General features: G+C 67.6%; 20 protein-coding genes and 1 tRNA gene. 7 read left to right on the forward strand and 14 right to left on the reverse strand.

The genetic code is table 11. The features are described from left to right. The first annotated feature begins 173 nt into the window (after positions 1-173). The 4 genes from DKT77_RS20275 (at position 174) to DKT77_RS20290 (ending at position 4,436) form a co-directional block, all read left to right on the forward strand. Complete coding sequence (locus DKT77_RS20275) at positions 174-1,187, forward strand: alpha/beta fold hydrolase (RefSeq protein WP_109813449.1); 1,014 nt, start codon at positions 174-176, stop codon at positions 1,185-1,187. Between the two features lie 411 nt (positions 1,188-1,598). Beyond that, positions 1,599-3,065 carry an AMP nucleosidase gene (locus tag DKT77_RS20280; protein WP_109813450.1) on the forward strand — a complete coding sequence of 489 codons (1,467 nt, stop codon included), beginning with the start codon at positions 1,599-1,601 and terminating at the stop codon, positions 3,063-3,065. Positions 3,066-3,185: 120 nt separating this feature from the next. Beyond that, a complete protein-coding gene (locus DKT77_RS20285) occupies positions 3,186-3,473 on the forward strand; it encodes an HU family DNA-binding protein (RefSeq protein ID WP_109813451.1) in 288 nt (95 codons plus the stop codon). A 75-nt stretch (positions 3,474-3,548) separates the two neighbouring features. Next, positions 3,549-4,436 carry a DMT family transporter gene (locus tag DKT77_RS20290; RefSeq protein WP_109813452.1) on the forward strand — a complete coding sequence of 296 codons (888 nt, stop codon included), beginning with the start codon at positions 3,549-3,551 and terminating at the stop codon, positions 4,434-4,436. An 80-nt stretch (positions 4,437-4,516) separates the two neighbouring features. Here DKT77_RS20290 and aroC read toward each other — a convergent pair whose 3' ends face one another. Continuing rightward, complete coding sequence (gene aroC / locus DKT77_RS20295; protein WP_109813453.1) at positions 4,517-5,629, reverse strand: chorismate synthase; 1,113 nt, start codon at positions 5,627-5,629, stop codon at positions 4,517-4,519. Between the two features lie 246 nt (positions 5,630-5,875). Here aroC and DKT77_RS21295 point away from each other — a divergent pair, with 246 nt between their 5' ends. Next, complete coding sequence (locus DKT77_RS21295) at positions 5,876-6,052, forward strand: hypothetical protein (protein WP_238548064.1); 177 nt, start codon at positions 5,876-5,878, stop codon at positions 6,050-6,052. 223 nt (positions 6,053-6,275) lie between these two features. Here the strand turns inward: DKT77_RS21295 and DKT77_RS20300 are convergent, their stop codons facing one another. From DKT77_RS20300 to petA, 4 genes are all read right to left on the reverse strand, one after another. Beyond that, positions 6,276-7,037, reverse strand: a complete 762-nt coding sequence (locus tag DKT77_RS20300) for a VPLPA-CTERM sorting domain-containing protein (protein WP_238548065.1) — start codon at positions 7,035-7,037, stop codon at positions 6,276-6,278. A gap of 220 nt (positions 7,038-7,257) precedes the next feature. After that, positions 7,258-8,064: a cytochrome c1 gene (locus DKT77_RS20310; RefSeq protein ID WP_109813456.1), complete on the reverse strand. Its 807-nt coding sequence runs from the start codon at positions 8,062-8,064 to the stop codon at positions 7,258-7,260. 17 nt (positions 8,065-8,081) lie between these two features. Next, positions 8,082-9,425, reverse strand: coding sequence for a cytochrome b (locus DKT77_RS20315; RefSeq protein WP_109813457.1), 1,344 nt, complete (start codon positions 9,423-9,425; stop codon positions 8,082-8,084). A 12-nt stretch (positions 9,426-9,437) separates the two neighbouring features. Further along, positions 9,438-10,001 (reverse strand): ubiquinol-cytochrome c reductase iron-sulfur subunit, encoded by a 564-nt coding sequence (gene petA, locus DKT77_RS20320; protein WP_109813458.1) that lies wholly within the window; start codon positions 9,999-10,001, stop codon positions 9,438-9,440. A 329-nt stretch (positions 10,002-10,330) separates the two neighbouring features. On the opposite strand from petA, the gene DKT77_RS20325 reads away from it, so the two are divergent. Beyond that, on the forward strand, positions 10,331-10,993 hold the full coding sequence (locus DKT77_RS20325) for an outer membrane protein (RefSeq protein WP_109813459.1): 663 nt from the start codon (positions 10,331-10,333) through the stop codon (positions 10,991-10,993). Positions 10,994-11,120: 127 nt separating this feature from the next. On the opposite strand, the gene DKT77_RS20330 is transcribed toward DKT77_RS20325, so the two are convergent. From DKT77_RS20330 to dapF, 4 genes are all read right to left on the reverse strand, one after another. Continuing rightward, positions 11,121-11,732 (reverse strand): glutathione S-transferase, encoded by a 612-nt coding sequence (locus tag DKT77_RS20330; protein WP_109813460.1) that lies wholly within the window; start codon positions 11,730-11,732, stop codon positions 11,121-11,123. Positions 11,733-11,735: 3 nt separating this feature from the next. Then, the gene (locus DKT77_RS20335; RefSeq protein WP_109813461.1) at positions 11,736-12,014 is read right to left on the reverse strand and encodes a hypothetical protein; all 279 of its coding nucleotides are present in this window, start codon (positions 12,012-12,014) and stop codon (positions 11,736-11,738) included. Positions 12,015-12,225: 211 nt separating this feature from the next. Next, positions 12,226-13,482: a tRNA (N(6)-L-threonylcarbamoyladenosine(37)-C(2))-methylthiotransferase MtaB gene (gene mtaB / locus DKT77_RS20340; RefSeq protein ID WP_109813462.1), complete on the reverse strand. Its 1,257-nt coding sequence runs from the start codon at positions 13,480-13,482 to the stop codon at positions 12,226-12,228. After that, complete coding sequence (gene dapF, locus DKT77_RS20345; RefSeq protein WP_109813497.1) at positions 13,479-14,318, reverse strand: diaminopimelate epimerase; 840 nt, start codon at positions 14,316-14,318, stop codon at positions 13,479-13,481. The genes mtaB and dapF overlap by 4 nt, the downstream gene beginning before the upstream one ends. 107 nt (positions 14,319-14,425) lie before the next feature. On the opposite strand from dapF, the gene DKT77_RS20350 reads away from it, so the two are divergent. Beyond that, a tRNA-Lys gene (locus DKT77_RS20350) sits at positions 14,426-14,501 on the forward strand. A 246-nt stretch (positions 14,502-14,747) separates the two neighbouring features. Here DKT77_RS20350 and DKT77_RS20355 read toward each other — a convergent pair. The 5 genes from DKT77_RS20355 to DKT77_RS20375 form a co-directional block, all read right to left on the reverse strand. Beyond that, on the reverse strand, positions 14,748-15,581 hold the full coding sequence (locus DKT77_RS20355) for a 3-oxoadipate:acetyl-CoA acetyltransferase (RefSeq protein ID WP_109813463.1): 834 nt from the start codon (positions 15,579-15,581) through the stop codon (positions 14,748-14,750). A 152-nt stretch (positions 15,582-15,733) separates the two neighbouring features. Further along, positions 15,734-16,390, reverse strand: a complete 657-nt coding sequence (gph, locus tag DKT77_RS20360) for a phosphoglycolate phosphatase (protein WP_109813498.1) — start codon at positions 16,388-16,390, stop codon at positions 15,734-15,736. Next, entirely contained in the window at positions 16,387-16,941 is a 555-nt protein-coding gene (locus DKT77_RS20365) for a thioredoxin family protein (RefSeq protein ID WP_109813499.1), read from the reverse strand. The genes gph and DKT77_RS20365 overlap by 4 nt, the downstream gene beginning before the upstream one ends. 115 nt (positions 16,942-17,056) lie before the next feature. Continuing rightward, positions 17,057-17,803 carry an ABC transporter ATP-binding protein gene (locus DKT77_RS20370; protein ID WP_109813464.1) on the reverse strand — a complete coding sequence of 249 codons (747 nt, stop codon included), beginning with the start codon at positions 17,801-17,803 and terminating at the stop codon, positions 17,057-17,059. Continuing rightward, a complete protein-coding gene (locus DKT77_RS20375) occupies positions 17,800-18,582 on the reverse strand; it encodes an MlaE family ABC transporter permease (protein WP_109813465.1) in 783 nt (260 codons plus the stop codon). The genes DKT77_RS20370 and DKT77_RS20375 overlap by 4 nt, the downstream gene beginning before the upstream one ends. Between the last annotated feature and the right edge of the window lie 150 nt (positions 18,583-18,732).

Here is an 18,732-nt window from a genome sequence, read left to right on the forward strand (position 1 = left end):
CCGCGCTGTGTCACGGGGGAATTTTCCAGGCGGTTTCGGGCCGGGGTGCGGCGCGCAGGCCCGCGACAGGCGGCGCGCGATGAGCTAGGATTGCTGCAGTGCCGCATTGCGTGCGCGGCGAAAGCGGCCGCAGGCACCCGAGTTTCCGTGTCCCATGTCAGAGGGGATTGCCCATGTCAGACCGCCGTTCCGAAAGCCCCGCCGTCAGCCGTATCCCGCCCGGCACGCAGGCCGATATCGACGCCCACCAAGGCTGGGCGCTGGTCTGCCACGACCCGGCAGGCGGCCCCGACGTCAGCCCCGGCCGGGGCGGGGCGCCGCTGGACCTGCTGTTCGTGCACGGCATGGCCGCGGGCGGCTGGATCTGGCCCGCCGCGTGGCTGGACGGCTTTACCCGGCAGGGCCACCGCTGCTGGACGCTGACCCTGCCGGGCCGTGCAGGCGGGCGCAGCGTGACGCGCGATCCGTCGGTTCTGGAGCGCGCGATCGGCCACGCGCTGAATACGGGCGATCTGGACGGGGCCAGCGCGATGCTGGTCCGCGCGCTGCCGGGCGCATCGCTGTTCGACGGGCCGACACTGGACGATTTCGCCGACGCGGTGCAGCAGGCGATGGCTCGGATCGGCCACCCGGTGGTCGTGGTGGGCCATTCGCTGGGCGGGGCGGTCGCGCAGCTTTTGCTGCGGCGCGGTGTGGCCCAGGCTGGCACGGTGCTGCTGGCCTCGGTACCGCCCTATGGCACCTGGCGTGCTTCGGCCGAGATGGCGGTGACGAACCCCGCGCTGTGGCACGCGCTGTCGCAGTTCGCGCTGCATGGTGCGGCGCGCGCCGACATGGCGCTGATGCGCCGGGCGCTGTTCCCAAACGGCATTTCGGATCGCGATTTTGAGGCGCTGATGGCCGGGATGCACGATGAGTCGCTGGCTGCGACGGTGCGCACCGCGGGCCTGCCGCCCTTTGCGCCCCTGCCGGGGCCCCGCGGCGACGTGCTGGTGGTCGGCGGTGGCGCAGACCTGCTGGTTCCGCCGGCCGATGCGTGGATGACGGCGGCCTATTACGGCGGCGCGCCGTTGATGGTACCGCGCGCGGGGCACATGATCATGCACGACCCGCACGCCGATGCGGCGGTGACGGGCATCCTGCGCTGGTGCGCGGCGCGCGCAGGGCGGGGCGCGCGGGCGGCCTGACACGAGGCGTAAATACGGGCACGAGCGAGGTCTGATCTCGAGGTCTTGAGTGGTGGGTGCAGTTCCCTTCCGCCTTGCGACCGGGGCTGAGGAGAGAAGGTTGCGCGGCCTGGCTAGGGCGGCGCGCACGCGGAGGTGCGCGGAAGCGGGCAGGGGCGGGGGCGACGGCCTTTTGACCGCCGCCCCGCCAGGCCGCGGGTTCACCCGCGGAGTGCGGCGCATTTTACGCCGGGCGGGAGATTCGTCCCGCCTGCCTTCGGCCCCTAAAGCGATAGGCGATCAAGGTTAACAAAGCGTGTGGTGCGGCCGGAGCGGCGGGGCGACGGGGTGGCGCGGATCGGCCAAAGGGCCTTGCGGCGCGGGGCACGCTGTGGCCTGTTCCGGCCATCCGCCAGAAAAGGTGCCCCACAGATGCAAGACACGCTGCCGCTGCTGACCCCGCCGACGCAACCTGCCCGCCGATTCACCGATGCGCAGGAGGCGGTCACCTATCTTGAAACGCTTTATGCCACGGCAGCGAATTTCCTGAAGGACGGCTTTTCGCGGGCGATCCGCACCGGGCGGCCCGACGGGCGCTATCGCGCGTTCTATCCCGAGATTCGCCTGTCGATGACCAGTTTCGCACCGGTCGACAGTCGCCTGAGTTTCGGCCATGTGGTGCACCCGGGCGAATACGCGACCACGATCACCCGGCCGGACCTGTTCCGTCACTATTTCACCCAGCAGATCGGGCTGGTGCAGCGTAATCATGGCGTCGCCGTCACGGTCGGGCCGTCGGCGACGCCGATGCCGCTGCATTTCGCCATGGCGGGGCAGGCGGTGCCCCATGACGGGGTTCTGGAATTCGCCCTGCGCGACGCCTTCGACGTGCCGGACCTTCAGACCACCAATGACGACATCGTGAACGGCGCGGCGGGCGCGGCGGCGGACGGCTCCTATCCGCTGGCGTTGTTCAGTGCGCAGCGGGTGGATTACTCGCTCGCGCGGCTGTCGCACTACACCGCGACCGAACCCGAGCATTTCCAGAACCACGTCCTGTTCACCAACTACCAGTTCTATGTCGAGGAATTCGAAGCCTTCGCGCGCCGGATGCTGGCCGACAAGGACAGCGGCTATACCGCCTTCGTCGGTCCCGGCAACGTGGAGATCACCGAGGCGGACGCGCCCCTGCCGACCCCGGCCAAGTTGCCGCAGATGCCGACCTATCACCTGAAACGCGGCAAGAGCGCGGGCATCACGCTGGTCAATATCGGCGTCGGCCCTTCCAACGCGAAGACCGCGACTGATCATATCGCCGTGCTGCGGCCTCATGCCTGGCTGATGGTCGGGCATTGCGCGGGCCTGCGCAACTCGCAGCGGCTGGGCGATTTCGTGCTGGCCCATGCCTATCTGCGGGAGGACCACGTGCTGGACGACGACCTGCCCGTCTGGGTGCCGATCCCGCCGTTGGCCGAGATCCAGATCGCGCTGGAAGACGCCGTGGAGCAGGTCACTCAGTTGCAGGGCTATGACCTGAAGCGGATCATGCGCACGGGCACGGTGGCGACCATCGACAACCGCAACTGGGAACTGCGCGACCATTCCGGCCCGGTGCACCGGCTCAGCCAGAGCCGGGCCATCGCGCTGGACATGGAAAGCGCGACGATCGCGGCCAACGGCTTCCGGTTTCGGGTCCCGTATGGCACGCTGCTGTGCGTCTCGGACAAGCCGCTGCACGGCGAGTTGAAGCTGCCGGGCATGGCCAGCGATTTCTACCGGACGCAGGTCTCGCGGCATCTGGAGATCGGGATCCGCGCGATGGAACTGCTGCGCGAGATGCCGCTGGACCGGATTCACTCGCGCAAGTTGCGTTCTTTCGAGGAGACGGCCTTCCTTTAAGCCGCGTTTTTGTGCGGATTCTGCGCTTATCCCCAATGAAAAAAGGCAAAAGCCGTTGTGCCCGCGATTCTTCTGCCGCTAAGGTGTTGCGACACGAAACAAACAGGCATGGAGACTCGAATGAGCAAGCCGATGACGAAGGCCCAACTGGTGGCGGCGATCGCCGAGGAGATGGACGCCGACAAGAAGACCGCTGGCGCCGCGCTGGATGCGATCACCTCGCTGATCACGCGCGAGGTCGCATCGGGCGGCGCGGTGACCCTGCCGGGCGTCGGCAAGTTCTATTGCCGCGAACGTCCCGAGCGCATGGTGCGCAACCCCGCCACCGGCGAGCAGATCAAGAAAGAGGCCGACAAGGTGGTCAAGATCACCGTCGCCAAGGCGCTCAAGGACAGCGTGAACGACTGATACCGGGCTGGCATTCGCCGGGCCAACGTGAAAAGGGTCGCGCCGGGCGCGGCCTTTTTTGTTTGGAGAAAGACGATGGACTTCAAGGCAGTGGCGATGGGGCTGGCCTTCGCCTTCATGTGGTCTTCGGCATTCACCTCGGCGCGGGTTATCGTGGCGCAGGCCCCGGCGCTGCCCGCGTTGGCGCTGCGCTTCGCGGTGTCGGGGCTGCTGGCGGTGCTGATTGCTCGCGCTCTGGGCCAAAGCTGGCGGCTGACGCGGCCGCAGTGGCGGGCGACGGTGATCTTCGGGCTGTGCCAGAACGCGCTCTATCTTGGACTGTTCTTCGTGGCGATGCGCACGCTAGAGGCCTCGCTGGCCGCGATCATCGCATCTTCGATGCCGCTGCTGGTGGCGCTGGCGGGCTGGCTGGTGCAAGGCGAGCGGCTGCGCCCGCAGGCGGTGGCGGGGTTGCTGGCGGGCCTTGCCGGCGTGGTGCTGATCATGGGCACGCGGGCATCGGGCGGCGCTGATATTTTCGGGCTGACCCTTTGTATCATAGGGGTTCTGGCGCTGACGGTGGCGACGCTTTCGGTGCGTGGTGCTTCGTCGGGGGGCAATGTTCTGATGATCGTCGGCCTGCAGATGCTCGTCGGCAGCGCGATCCTGTGGGTGCCGGTGACGATCAGCGGTATCGCACCCTTCACCGTCACACCGAGCCTTGTGGCGGCCTTCGTCTACACGCTGCTTGTGCCGGGGCTGGCGGCAACCTTCGTGTGGTTCCTGCTGGTCAACCGGATCGGGGCGACGCGGGCGGCGACCTTCCATTTCCTCAACCCGGTGTTCGGCGTGGCCATCGCCGCGGTGGTGCTGGGAGAGCCGGTGAGGGGGCTGGACATGGTGGGCGTAGCGATCATCACCGCCGGTATTCTTGCGGTGCAACTGTCGCGCGCTGCGCCGGAAACGCCGAAACCCGCCATATGACTCGCATATGACTCTCGTATGAATCCCATATGAGCCGCGTATGGCCTGGCCACCACCGGCACACGGGGATCGTGCGCGTCTCAGGCCGGGCCGATGCGCCCGCGTGGGCCGTCGCCGACCTGCCCTCGATGCAGCAGCAGGTGATCGAGCAGCACGCAGGCCATCATCGCCTCGCCCACCGGGACCGCGCGGATGCCGACGCAGGGGTCGTGGCGGCCCTTGGTGACGATCTGCGCGGCTTCGCCCGATTTGGTGATGGTCGCGCGCGGCGTGAGGATCGACGAGGTCGGCTTGACCGCGAAGCGCACGACGACGTCCTGCCCGGTCGAAATGCCGCCGAGGATTCCGCCCGCGTGGTTGGAGCCGTAGACCGGCGCGCCGTCGGGGCCCATCGTGATCTCGTCGGCATTGGCGGAGCCGGTCAGCGTGGCGGCAGCCATGCCGTCGCCGATCTCGACGCCCTTCACGGCGTTAATGCTCATCATTGCGGCAGCGAGGTCGGTGTCGAGCTTGCCGTAGATCGGCGCGCCCAGACCCGCGGGCAGGCCGCGCGCCACGATCTCGATTACCGCGCCGACGCTGTCGCCTGATTTGCGCAGCCCGTCGAGATAGTCGGCCCAGTCGGATGCTGCCTGCGCATCGGGCACCCAGAACGGGTTGCGGTCGATCTCGGCCGGATCGAACCGCGCGCGGTCGATGGGGTGGGGGCCGATCTGGACCATGTAACCGCTGATCTGCACGCCCGGCAGCAGCGTGTCCAGCGCAGCGCGTGCGACGCCTCCGGCGGCCACGCGCGCCGCTGTTTCGCGCGCAGAGGACCGCCCGCCGCCGCGCGGGTCGCGGATGCCGTATTTCTGCCAGTAGGTGATGTCGGCATGACCGGGGCGGAATTTCTCGGCGATGTCGCCGTAATCCTTCGACCGCTGGTCGGTGTTGCGGATCATCAACTGGATCGGCGTGCCGGTGCTTTGTCCCTCGAAGGTGCCGGAGAGGATTTCCACCTCGTCGGCTTCACGACGCTGGGTGGTGTATTTGTTCTGGCCCGGCTTGCGCCGATCCAGCCAATGCTGGAGCGCGGCTGTGTCGATCGGGATGCCAGGCGGGCAGCCGTCCACGGTCGCGCCGAGCGCGGGCCCGTGGCTTTCGCCCCAGGTGGTGACGCGGAACAGGTGACCGAAGGTGTTGAATGACATGGAGGTTCCAATTTGTGACCGTCGCTTCATTATCGTGGCAGGCAACGAATGCAAAGACCTCCAAGGCGGGGCGAAAGGCGAATGGCTGATACCGAGACATCCTGGCACCTCCGGCGACCTACGACAGCTTCATCCCGCGGATACTGACCTTCAAGAGTTGGTCGGCAACCGTCGGGCTTGCGGGTTCGGTCTCGGGTGCAGCCCTTGGGCAGAACGTGCCGCCGCGCCGTCTGTGCGGCCGTAGCCTTGAGCGCACTGCTGTTCTTGGGAATGGGGGTCCAGTGGAAGCTCTACCAGGAGGCGTACCTCGACATCCTGAAGGCCGTGGAGACGGGCAGCTTTGCGTCTGGTGTTTGCGGGGTTGATCTGAAGGTGATCGCCTGCCGGGACGCTTTTCATGGCGGCTACGACGCGGCGACATGAGCCGACACCGTGTTCTGGCGCGGGTCGGTGCTGCCCCACGGCGACAACCTTGTTCTGTCGGGGCTGATAGCCAGCCTTCCGGAGACCGTCCTGACCCGAAAAGGCGCTCCATCCCGGTCGTAGCGCGCAGCGACTGCTTCGCATCCTCGGCTCGGAATACTCCGGCGGCTTCAAGCCGTGTGGTAGGGCGCCTTGCTGGGACGAGCGTGCGCGCCCGGAAGCATCAGACCGGCTGCCCGGGCGCTTTCCGGCGGAACAGGGCCAGACCGGCGATCGCGCCGCTGAGCAGCCAGACGCCCGCGGGCAGGGGCACGGCGGTCGGCGCAGGCAAAGCGGCGGTGAAGGTGATCGGCGTCGACAGGGCGGTCGCGGTGCCGGCAAGGGCTGTAAGGCCCGCTTCGGCGTAGCTGCGGCAGCGGGTCGTGCAGATTGCCCCGATCGAGAAAGACAGCGAGGCATCGGTCACGCCGGGTGCCGTGTTGTCCTGCCCCAGCGCCTTGAAGCTTGCCGACAGAATGCTGCCATTGGCGATGTTGAAGCGGTTGAGCGACGGCGCGCCGATGTATTCGCCGATGCCGAAGCCGCCACTATTGGTGAGGATCTCGACGCTGCGCGCGCTTGATTCCGCGTTGTCCGTCAGGCCCCGGATCACGCCGGTCACAAGATCGTTGCGGCCGTCGACCGTGTTGGTGAAGGAGAAGTCGAAATCCAGCGTCGCAGCCGTCGCAGACGTGCCGCCGAGTGCGATCAGAAGCGCGGCGGCAGTGGCGAGGCGGCGAAGAGCGGTTCGGGGTGCGCGCATGATCCTGGGTCTTTCCTGCTGTTGTCGGTGTGGGCGGGAGACGCGTCCATCCGCCTGATACACCTCCGCCACGGGGTCGCGGCGTCCTTTTAATACAACGGGTAAACTCCGGCCGGTTTTAGCGCCAGGTGCGGAAATGGCCGCCGAAAGCGGCGGCGGGCCGGACAGGGGAATGTGGAACATGCCCGGGCAGGTGCGTGTTGGTGCCATACATCAATGCTGAAGGAGCCCCCATGCATCAGATCATTTATCTTGTCGGCCTCGTGGTCGTGGTCTTCGCGATCCTGTCGTTTCTCGGCATTGCCTGAACGGCGCGCTGGGCGCATCTGCCCGGTGCGAAAGAAAAAAGCACGCCCCGCGGGGCGTGCTTTCATAGTCTTGAGGTGGGCTGACGCCGCGCGGATCACTCCGCCGGGGTGTCGCCCTTCTTGGCGCGTGCCTTGACCGGGGCCCAGATCCGCTTGTTGGTCAGGTACAGCAGAACCGTCAGCACGGTCAGGAACAGGAAGGCGGTCAGGCCGGCTTCCTTGCGGGCCATCATCTTCGGTTCCGCCGTCCACATCAGGAAGGCGGCCACGTCTTCGGCGATGTCCTCGGCGCTGTTGGGGGCGCCGTCGGCAAATTCGACGTATTCATCGCCGATCGGCGGCGCCATCGCGATCCAGCCGCCCGGGAAAGCGGTGTTCTCGTACAGGATCACGCCCGCTTCTTCCTTTTCCTCGCCGGTGTAGCTGACGAGCAGATTGGCGATGTATTCCGGGCCGCCGATGCCGTTGAACAGCTGGCTCAGGCCCGTGCCGTAGGGCCCGTGGAAGCCCGCGCGCGCTTTGGCCATCAGCGACAGGTCCGGCGCGTTCTCCATGGAGCTTTCCGGGAAGTGATCGGTTGGCTTCGCGGTGCGCCAATCCATGATCTCCGGGTCCCAGACTTCCCAGAACTCCGCATAGGCGCGGACCTGCTCCTCAGGAATGTTCGGGCCGCCTTCGGCGCCGATCGAGCGGATCGGAACGAACTTCATGCCGTGGCAGGCCGAGCACACTTCGGTGTAGACCTGCAGGCCGCGCTGCAGCTGCGCCTCGTCATAGGTGCCGAACGGCCCCTCGAACGAGAAGTTGATGTCTTCGATATGGCCGCCTGCGCCTGCGGCGAGGGCCGCGCCGCCCGAAAGGGCGAACGCGGTGGTGGCGGCGAGGGTGAGTTTCTTGAACATGGGTACCTTTGCCCCTCTTACTCGGCCGGGGTCGCAACGGCGCCGGAAGCGTCGTCGGACTTGCCATAATGGGCGTTGAAGTCGTCCTCGATGGTGGAGGCCTGCTCCAGCGGTTTCTCGATCACGCCGAGCAGCGGCAGGATCACGAGGAAATACGCGAACCAGTAGGCCGACCCGAGCAGCGCGATGTAGGGATAGATCCCTTCGGCAGGCATGGCGCCGACCCACATCAGGACCATGAAGTCCACGCACAGCAGGTAGAACCACCACTTGAACATCGGGCGATAGCGGCCCGAGCGCACCGACGAGGTGTCGAGCCAGGGCGCCAGCGCCATGACCGCGATCGCGCCGAACATCGCCAGAACGCCGAAGAACTTTGCGTCGATGATGCCGAAGCTGATGAACTGCGCAAGCTGCACGACCCAGACCTCGCTGTCGAAGGCGCGCAGGATGGCGTAGAACGGCAGGAAGTACCATTCAGGCACGATGTGCGCGGGCGTCGCGAGCGGGTTCGCCTCGATGTAGTTGTCGGGGTGGCCGAGGTAGTTCGGCATAAACCCGACGATGGCGAAGAAGACCACCATGATCAGCGCGAGCGCGAAGAGGTCCTTGATCACGAAGTAGGGCCAGAACGGAAGGGTGTCCTTCTCGGCTTCGGCCTTTGAGGTGCGGCGCACTTCAACACCCGTGGGGTTGTTGTTGCCGGTGGTGTGGAAGGCCCAGATGTGCACGATCACCAGACCCGCGATGACGAACGGGAACAGGTAGTGCAGCGAGAAGAAGCGCGTCAGGGTGGCGTTGTCCACCGCCGGTCCGCCCAGCAGCCATGTCTGGATGCTCTCGCCCACGAAGGGGATCGCGCCGAACAGGCCGGTGATCACGGTGGCGCCCCAGAAGGACATCTGACCCCAGGGCAGAACGTAGCCCATGAAGGCGGTGCCCATCATCAGCAGGTAGATCAGCATGCCGATGATCCAGGTCACTTCGCGCGGGGCCTTGTACGAGCCGTAGAACAGGCCACGGAAGATATGCAGGTAGACCGCCACGAAGAACAGCGATGCGCCGTTCGCGTGCAGATAGCGCAGCATGTGCCCGCCGTTGACGTTGCGCATGATGTGCTCGACCGAGGCGAAGGCCATGCTGGCGTCGGGCGTGTAGTGCATCACCAGAACGATGCCGGTGATGATCTGCAGCGCCAGACAGAAGGTCAGCACGATGCCCCAGATCCACATCCAGTTGAGGTTCTTGGGCGTCGGGATGGTCAGCGTGGAGTGCAGCAGGCCCACGACCGGCAGACGCCGGTCGAGCCACTTTTCCGCACCCGTCTTGGGTTCATAGTGGTCGTGAGGAATTCCGGACATTCGGTCTCTCCCTTAACCGAGTTGAATTGTACTGTCGTCGAGGAAGCCGGCAACGGGCACCGGCAGGTTCTCGGGCGCGGGGCCTTTGCGGATCCGGCCTGCGGCGTCGTAGTGCGAGCCGTGGCAAGGGCAGAACCAGCCGCCGAAATCGCCCGCGCCGTCACCCAGCGGAACGCAGCCGAGATGGGTGCACACACCCATCATCACCAGCCACTCCTCGCTGTCGCCCAGCGTTCGGTTCTGGTCGGTCGCTTCGGCGCCCGCGTCGATGTTGGCGTTGCGCGCCACAGGGTCGGGCAGATCGCTGATCGGCGTCTCGCGGGCCATCTCGATCTCGTCCGCGGTGCGACGGCGGATGAACACGGGCTTGCCGAGCCATTTGACCGTGATCTGCGTGCCTTCGGAGACGCCGCCGATATCGACGAGGATCGAGGAAAGCGCCTGCACATCTGCCGACGGGTTCATCTGGTTGACGAGCGGCCAGACCGCGGCACCGGTTGCGACGGCGCCCGCCCCGGCGGTGGCGTAAAACAGGAAGTCCCGGCGGGTTCCTTCGTGATCTTCGGTGTGTGACACTGAAAACTCTCCATCTTTTCGCTGGCTGGGCCAATACGGGGCCGTGGCCGCGCAGAACCGGCAGCCGCCATGGGATGCTACCTAGACCGCAGGCCGAGACCCGTCCAGCAGACAATGCCACGCATGACAGGCGAAATGCCGCAGTAATGCACGGTTTACGCGCATCTCCGGGGGGTGCGGTGCGCAGGTGTTGCAGATCGGCCAGACCGGGGCGGGACACAGGGTCGGAACGCGGCCGTGTTCTTGAACCCGGTCGCGCGGGGGCGTATTTCAGATGGAAAGGTGCGCGTGGTCAGATCGGCCTCGTGCGAATCGAAAGGCCCGCCCCGATGCTTCGTATTCGTGCTTGCACGCTTGCCCTTGCCGCCGCTCTCGGCCTTGTTGCGGTGCCCGCCGCGGCGGAGTTCGAGCTGAGCGTCTATACCGGCTGGCAGACCGCTCCGCACAGCGTGGTGGAAGGCAACGATCCAGGCGGTGTCGGCGCGTTCGACTTCACCGCGGGCTGGGAAGGCAAGTCCGGCGAGATGCCGCCCTACTACGGCTTCCGCGGCACCTGGTGGCGGTCTGAAACGCTGGGTTTCGCGCTGGAGTTCAACCACGCCAAAGTCTACGCCGATGGCGACACTCTGGCCAAGAACGGTTTCGACCGGTTGGAATTCACCGACGGTCTGAACCTTGTCACGTTGAACGTGTTCCGCCGCTTTCCCGGCACGCCGAGCAACTTCACCCCGTATGTCGGCGGCGGCGTTGGTGTGGCGGTGCCGCATGTGGACGTGCAGACTTCGGGTGGCAAGACGTTCGAATACCAGCTCACCGGCGCGGCGGTGCAATGGGTCGCCGGCGTCAGCTATCCGCTGACCGACACGTGGTCGGTGTTCGGGGAATACAAGGGCAGCTATTCGCAGAACAAGGCGGATCTCGCCAGCGGTGGCACGCTGGAGACGAACATCGTCACCAATGCAGTGAACCTGGGTGTCAGCCTGAATTTCTGATGCGCCCGGCGACTGACCGAACATCAGCCAGTAACAATCGGCGCCCGTGTCCCCGGACCGGGCGCTTTGCTTTTTGTCGTGTCGGTAGGCAATGCCCTGGCGCGAACGGTGACGGCGGCGCGGCGGGTCAGCCAGGCGGCGGCGCGGTGGCCTGCATCGAGGGGCGTTCGGCGAATTCCGCGTGCCATGCCGCAAGCCCCGGTGCTGTGCTGCGCCAGCCCCGCGTGCCGTGCCGGAAATCGAGATAGGACAACGCCACCGCCACGGCGATCTGCCCAATGTCCGGCGCGCCGGCGAGGTGACCCATCCAGCGTGCTTCCAGTGTGGCGACGGCGCGGGCGATCTTGGACCAGTATCCTTCCAGCAGGTCGGGATTGACCGCATCCTCCCGTCGCAGGCGGTGTTCGTAGACCATCGCAACCGCGGCATCGAGCATGCCGTCCGCCGTCGCCTCAAGGGTCAGGGTGTCCCAGCGGCGCGGCGGCGCGGGATAGAACTGCCCGCCCGCCCGCATGTCGAGGAATTGGCAGATCACCCGGCTGTCATAAAGTGCGGGCCCGTCGTCCTGTTCCAGTACCGGGATCTTGCCCAGCGGGTTCTGCGCCAGCGGCATGCCGGACCCGTCCAGCGGGGTTCCGGCAGCGGGCACAAGCGTCACGTCTTCGGTCTGGCCGGTTTCGGCCAGCAGCACCCTGACCTTGCGCACGTAGGGGGATGTCGGCGAAAAGTGCAGCCGCACCCGTCAGACCCGTCGCAGGCGCAGGCGCGCGAGCGCGGCAAGGTCGATTTCCACTCCCGGTCCCGCGGTGCCTGCGCGCAGTGTGCGGGTCCAGCGCAGGGTGCCGCGCGTGCCGTCCGCGTCGCGGTGCAGGCCTGTGCCTTCGGGCAGATCGTCCAGCGCGTCTTCGGCCCGCTGGTCGCGGCGCGCGGGGCTGGCGGCGCGCCAGGCTGCATAGGCTGCAAGGCCGACGGCGGCATAGCGGGCGGCGACGAGGGCGGTGGGCACGAGGGGCAGGGCCATTGGCGAAAGCTCCGGTTCGAGACTGTTCAAGCTAAGCAGCCGCGCGCCGGTCTGGCAAGGCCGCGCGTCACACGATGGCGTCAGGTGCGGGCGCGTACGAGGGCACGGTGCCGTCCCCGGTGGCGGGACAGCGCGGTGCGGATGGAGTCGGTATGGTGCAAGGTCCGCCCCGCCAAGACGCGCCGCCGCGACCCCGCGCAGCGTCAGCCGGTCACGCCGCGAGGCGCGTGCCGTCGTGTCCGGCGATGCAGGCGCTGACGATGCCGCCCTCGGGTTGCGGTTCGGTGAAGCTCACCTCGGCGAACTGCCGGGTGCGGCCCAGTGTAGGTGCCTCCATCAGCACGTCATGGACCTGCCCGACCTGCGCGGCAAGATGCGCGGTCACGGCCGCCGCGCCCGCGGCGCGCAGCCGGGTGGCGCGTTCGCGGATCGCTCGCCCGTCCACCTGCGGCATCTTGGCGGCGGGCGTGCCGGGGCGGGGAGAATAGGGAAAGACGTGCAGCCAGGTCAGCCCGCATTCGTCCACAAGCCGCAGAGAATTCTCGAACATCGCTTCGGTTTCGGTGGGGAAGCCCGCGATCAGGTCGGCCCCGAAGGTCATGTCGGGCCGCAGCGCCCGCGCCTCTTCGCAGAAGGCGATGGCGTCACCGCGCAGATGGCGGCGTTTCATCCGCTTCAGGATCAGGTCGTCGCCCGCCTGAAGGCTCAGGTGCAGGTGCGGCATAAGGCGGGGTTCGGTCGCGATCGCCTCCATCAGGGCCGGGTCGGCCTCGATGCTGTCGATCGAACTGATCCGCAGGCGCGGCAGGTCGGGCACCAGTTTCAGGATGCGGCGCACAAGGTCGCCAAGCTGGGGCGCTGCGGGCAGGTCCGCGCCCCAGCTGGTCAGGTCCACCCCGGTCAGCACCACCTCGTTGTAGCCGCGCTGCACCAGCCGCTTGATCTGGTCCACCACCACGCCGGCGGGCACTGACCGCGAGTTTCCCCGACCGAACGGTATGATGCAGAACGTGCAGCGGTGATCGCAGCCGTTCTGGACCTGAACATAGGCGCGGCTGCGGGTGCCGAAACCGTCGATCAGGTGGCCGGCCGTCTCGCGCACGGACATGATGTCGTCGACCTGCACCCTCTCGGTTGCGCCGATCCAGTCGCGCCCGGCCAGCGCGTCCCAGGTCGCGGGGGCCATCTTCTCGGCATTGCCGATCACGCGGTCGACTTCGGGCATGGCGGCGAAGCTGTCCGGGTCGGTCTGTGCGGCGCAGCCGGTGACTATGATCTTCGCCGCCGGGTTCTCGCGCCGGGCGCGGCGGATGTCCTGCCGGGCCTTGCGCACAGCTTCGGCGGTCACGGCGCAGGTGTTGATGACCACCGCATCGTCCAGCCCGGCGTCCTTCGCCATCGCCTTCATCGCCTCGGTCTCGTAGGCGTTCAGGCGGCAGCCATGCGTGGTGAAGCGCGGCGCGCTCATGCCATCGCCTCGATCCATGCGGGGGCAAGCGTGCCGTCGAACACATGCGCGGTCGGCCCGGTCATCCAAACGCCGTCGTCGCGCCAGTCGATCGACAGCCAGCCGCCGTCCATCTCGATCTCGACGGCGGGCGGGGTCAGGCCCAGCAGATGCGTTGCCACGGCGGTGGCGCAGGCCCCGGACCCGCAGGCCAGCGTGACCCCGGCACCGCGTTCCCAGACCCGCAGGCGCAGCGAGCCGTCGGCGCGGACCTGCACGAATTCCACGTTGGTGCGTTGCGGAAACAACGGATCGTGTTCGATCAGCGGTCCGATTTCGTCCAGCGCGATCGCGTCCGCATCGCTGACCACGTGGATGCAGTGCGGGTTGCCCATACCGATCGCGGCTGGGACCCCGGCCAGCGGCAGCGCCAGCGGGTCCACGTCGCGCGCAAGCGGGATCTCGGCCCAGCCGCGCTGTGGCGGACCCATGTTCACGCTGATGCGGCCATCGTCGCGGCGCAGCGCCTGGAGCACTCCGGCGGCCGTTTCGATGCGCAGGCTGTCGGTGCCTTTCTGGTCCATGACGCGGGCTGCCACGCAGCGGGTGGCGTTGCCGCAGGCGCCCGAAAGCGTGCCGTCGGCGTTCCAGAAATCCAGCCGCAGGTCGGCGCGGTCGCTGGCCCGGATCTCGGCCAGCTGGTCGAACCCGACGCCCCGGTTGCGGTCGCCGAGTGACTGGGCCAGCGCCGGGGTCACGCGCGGGCCGGGCAGGCGTGCGTCCACGACAACGAAGTCGTTGCCAAGCCCGTGCATCTTCGTGAAGGTCAGGCCGGATAGGGGTGCGAAGCTGTTCATGGCGCGGCGTATAGACCCGCGCCGCGCCAGAATCCAGCCCGCCGGAAAAAACATGCGCGTAGGGCCTTGACCCCCCCGGCATGCCTTTGTAAGTCGCGGGCTCTAGTGGGCCGTTAGCTCAGTTGGTAGAGCAACTGACTTTTAATCAGTGGGTCGCAGGTTCGAATCCTGCACGGCTCACCACTTGAAACGCGAGACATCGCACGAAAGACCCCGCGCCGCATGGCCGGGGTCTTTCGCGTTCCTGGGCCGGGTGCCCGGGTCCGGCAAACCGCACGAGTTGCAAGGCTGCAAGGCCCGGTGCCGCTTTCTTCGACGGGCAGGCCGACGAGGTCGCCAACAGCGTCGCAGGCGCGCCGGGGGCTGACCTGCCTCGCGCAGGGACGCGTCAGGGGATTGTCTGCCAGTTGCGTCGTCCGCGGGGGCGCGTCAGGCGGCCGGACGCAGCCGCAGGATCGCGCGCGCCTCGTCCGTGCTGGCCACCGGCCGCCCGTGCTTTTCGCACAGCGCGGCGGCGCGGGCGATCAGCGCGGCGTTGGAGGGCGCGAGCCGGTCGCGATCCAGCCGCACGTTGTCTTCCAGCCCGGCGCGGGTGTGGCCGCCCGCCGCGATGGCCCATTCGTTCACTTCAATCTGGTGGCGTCCGATCCCGGCTGCGCACCATTCGGCATCGGGGGCGAGCCGCGCCATCGTCTTCACGTAGTAGTCGAACACGTCCCGGTCGGCCGGCATGGCGTTCTTCACTCCCATCACGAACTGCACATAGAGCCGCCCGTACAGCGCGCCGCGCGCGTGCATCGCGGCGGCCTGGTGGATATGGGACAGGTCGAACGCCTCGACCTCGGGGGTGATCTCGTGGCGGATCATCTCGGCGGCCAGCCAGTCGACAAGGTCCGGCGGGTTCTCGTAGACGCGAGTGGGGAAGTTGTTCGACCCGACGGCGAGCGATGCCATCTCGGGGCGCAGCGGCAGCATCCCGCCGCGCGCGGCGCCCGCGCCGGACCGGCCCCCGGTGGACACCTGAAAGATCATGCCGGGGCAATGGGCGCGCACGCCTTCCATGAGCCGCGCGAAGCGGTCCGGGTCGCTGCTGGGTCGGCCGTCATCGTCGCGCACATGCGCGTGGCAGATGCTTGCCCCCGCCTCGAAGGCGGCATGGGTGCTTTCCACCTGTTCGGAGACGGTGATCGGCACCGCCGGGTTGTCGGCCTTGGTCGGCACCGATCCGGTAATCGCGACGCAGAGGATGCAGGGCTTGGTCATGGGCTGGCCTGTATACGGGGCGGGACTGTGTGTGGGTCGGGACCGTGTGTGGGTCGGGACCGTGCGTACCGGACGCTGGGCCGCACCATGCCCCGGCGCACGCGGCGGCGCAACCCGCCGCCGAGGGGCAAGGCCACGGCGCGGGCGCCGGTTCATTCAAGCGTGGCGGCGATCCCCGGCAGGTCGGCGAAATCGGCGAACAGGTGTTCGTGCGGAATGCTGTCTGCCGGGCTCTTGCGGTAGCCTTCGGAAAAGAGTGCGAAGCGCACACCGGCCGCCTGCGCCGTCTGCGCGTCCACCTCGCTGTCGCCGACGAAGAGCCGCGCCCCGTCCGGTAGCGCGAGGAAGGCATGGCGCAGTGGCGCCGGGTCGGGCTTCTTCTCGGGCAGCGTGTCGCCGCCGACCACAACCGCCATCCGCTTCAGCAGGTCGAAGGCCGCGAGGATCGTTCGGGTCGCGCCGTAGGGCTTGTTGGTGCACAACCCCAGCGTCCAGCCTGCCGCTTCCAGCCGGTCGAGCGCCGCCACCACACCGGGATAAAGCGTGGTCTGCTCCGCCGGTGCGGCCTCGTAGTGGCGCAGGAAGCTGGCCACGCAATCGGCGTGGCGGTGCGGGTCGTCCGGTAGCCCGGAAGCCGCCATGAGCCGCGCGACCAGCACCGGCACGCCATTGCCGATGAAGCTGCGGGTCTGCGCTGCGGTCACCGGCGGCGCGCCGAATTCGGCCAGCATGCGCAGGCCCGCCGCGTGCAGGTCCGGCGCGCTGTCGATCAGCGTGCCGTCAAGGTCAAAGACCACCGCGCCGGTCATGCCGCGCGCCACTTGATCGAACAGCCCATCGACGGGACCTGCTCGGCCGGGCCGCGCCCGGTCTCGGCCACCGCGCGCATCGCCTCGAACAGGTCGCGGCGCAGGTCCGGCGCGCCCTCCTCGCGGCGCGATGCATCAAGTCGTCCTCGATATTGCAACCCGCGGCTTGCGTCGAACCCGAAGAAATCCGGCGTGCACACGGCGCCATAGGCGCGCGCCACGTCCTGGCTTTCGTCATGCAGGTAGGGGAAGGGGAAGTCGCGCTCCTGCGCGAGGCGGGCCATGTTGGCGAAACTGTCCGACGGGTAGGCGACCGCGTCGTTTGAACAGATCCCTGCGACGCCCACACCCAGCGCCTGCAAGTCGCGCGCGTCGCGCAGCAGCCTGTCCAGCACCGCCAGCACGTAGGGGCAGTGGTTGCACATGAACACGATCAGTGTGCCGCGCGGGCCCGCCACGTCCGCCAGCGCGTGGCGGCGGCCGTCGATACCGGGCAAGGTGAAATCGGGGGCGGGCCAGCCGAATTCGCAGACCTGGGGTGTGGATGCCATCTGTGTCGTCTCCGTGTCGTTGCGCTGCGCGCAGAAGGCCATTGCTGCCCGCCGGTGGCAAGCCCGCGCTGTCCATCGCGCGCCGTGCCTGAGCAGCGTGTCGCCCGTCCGGCGTTCAGCGCACCGCTTCGATGGGGCCCTCGGCGCTGCCGGTGATGAACTGGCGCAGGTAGGGGTCGTCCGCCGCGTCCATCTCGCCCACCGGGCCGGTCCATTGGATCACCCCGTCATGCAGCATCGCCACCTTGTCCGCGATGGCGCGCACGCTGGTCATGTCGTGGGTGATGGTCATGGCCGTCGCGCCCATCTCGACCACGATCTCGCGGATCAGGTCGTTGATGACCCCCGACATGATCGGGTCGAGCCCGGTTGTCGGCTCGTCGAAGAAGATGATCTGCGGGTCTGCCGCGATGGCCCGCGCCAGCCCGACGCGCTTCTGCATCCCGCCCGACAGCTCCGCCGGGAACTGGTCGGCCACCTTGGACCGCAGCCCGACCCGGCGCAGCTTGTCGATGGCGATCTCGCGCGCCTCGGCCTTCGGGCGTTTGAGGCTGCCGCGCAGCAGGCGGAAGGCCACGTTTTCCCACACGGTCATGGAATCGAACAGCGCGCCGCCCTGGAACAGCATCCCGAAATGCGACAGGAACGTGTCGCGATGCGCCTTTTCCACGTCCTCGCCATCGACAAGGATCGTGCCGCTGTCAGGCTTGACCAGCCCCAGAACGCTTTTCAGCGTCACCGACTTGCCGGTGCCCGATCCGCCGATGATGACCATGCTCTCGCCCTTGGGGATGGTCAGGTTCACGCCGCGCAGGACCGCGTGGTCCCCGAAGCTCTTGTGCACGTCGCGCAGTTCGATCATGACCCGAAGAACGCCTCTGTCAGAAGATAGTTGGACGCCAGGATCAGCACCGACGAGGCGACCACGGCGGCCTTCACCGCCGCGCCGACGCCCTGCGCGCCCCGGCCCGAATTCATCCCGTGGTAGCAGCCCATCAGGGCGATCAGGAAGCCGAAGGCGGCGCCCTTCACCAGCCCCGACCCGACGTCCCAGAACTGCAGGAAGTCGAACGTGTTTTTGAGATAGGCGGCTTCGTTGAAGCCAAGCCGGGTGGTCCCTACGAGGTAGCCGCCCATGATCCCGATGGCATCGCCTACCGCCACCAGCACCGGCACAGTAAGGGTCGCGGCCAGCACGCGCGGCGCTGTGAGGTATTTCATCGGGTTGGTGGACAGCGTGACCAGCGCGTCGATCTGTTCGGTCACCTTCATGGTGCCGATCTCGGCTGCGATGGAGCTTGCCACGCGCGCGGCGACCATAAGTCCGCCCAGCACCGGGCCAAGCTCCCGTGTCATGCCGATGGCGACGATCTGCGGCACTACCGATTCCGCCCCGAAGCGGCCCGACCCGGCATAGATCTGCAGCGCCAGCGCCGCGCCGGTGAACACGGCGGTCATGCCCACCACGGGCAGCGACAGCCAGCCGATGGCGATGACGGCGTGCCAGATCTCGCGGGGATAGTAGGGCGGGATCAGGATGTGGCGCAGCGTCTGTGCGGTGAAGATCGACACCCGCCCCAGCGCGGCGAGGGATCGAAGCGTGCTGCGGCCGATGGCGGCGACCGGGGCTGTGACGTCCATGCGGGGTCCTTGCGTTCGGCGTGCGGGCGTTCGGGAGGCGGGGCGTGCCGCCCGGAGCAGGTGGCACCGGCTTAGTGGCAAGCGCCCCGAATGTCGAGACACCGGCCCGTGAAGCATCCCCGCGCGGGTCGCTTTGCCAGGTGTGCGGTG

Origin of the sequence: Meridianimarinicoccus roseus (assembly GCF_003172915.1) — a bacterium.
In the GTDB taxonomy this organism is placed as follows: Bacteria; Pseudomonadota; Alphaproteobacteria; order Rhodobacterales; family Rhodobacteraceae; genus Meridianimarinicoccus; species Meridianimarinicoccus roseus.